The following is a 557-nucleotide window of genomic DNA, read 5'->3' on the forward strand; positions in this document are numbered from 1 at the left end:
GTCCGCCCAGCGCCTGCCCGGCCCGGGCGCGACGTCGCATCCGTCGCCGCCCCCTCCGGTGTCCGCTCCACACCGCCGTCCCGCCTCCCGCGCCCGCGGTTGTGCACGCTCCCCGAGGCCGTGGCGCAGAACGTGTCGCGCATGCGGCAGTCGACGTCCGCGCAGATCATGGCCGTGGTCAAGGCCGACGGCTACGGGCACGGGGCGGTCGCGGTCGCCGAGGCTGCCGTCGCCGCGGGTGCGACGTGGCTCGGGGTGACCGACGTCGCCGAGGGCCGTGCGCTGCGCGCGGCCGGGCTGGCCGTCCCGATCCTGTCGTGGCTGAACCCGGGCGGGATCGACGCGGTCGCGGCCGCGCTCGACCGGATCGACGTGGCGGTGGGCTCCGTCGACGAGCTGCGGGCGCTGATCGTGGACGCGGTCGCCCCGGTGCGGGTGCACCTGCACCTCGACACCGGGATGGCGCGAGGGGGCTGCCCGCTCGCCGACTGGCCGGAGCTGCTGCGGCTGGCCAGGGCGGCGCGCGGCCGCGTCGAGGTGGTCGGGGTGATGGGGCA

At 77.9% G+C, this 557-nt stretch carries 1 protein-coding gene; it reads left to right on the forward strand.

Translation table 11 applies throughout. From position 1 onward, the window contains the following. Nucleotides 1-120: 120 nt before the first annotated feature. On the forward strand, nt 121-557 hold a 437-nt coding region (locus tag DW309_RS09160), incomplete at its 3' end, for an alanine racemase (RefSeq protein WP_240753173.1).

Origin of the sequence: Microbacterium sp. K41 (assembly GCF_004794395.1) — a bacterium.
GTDB classification, from domain to species: domain Bacteria; phylum Actinomycetota; class Actinomycetes; order Actinomycetales; family Microbacteriaceae; genus Microbacterium; species Microbacterium sufflavum.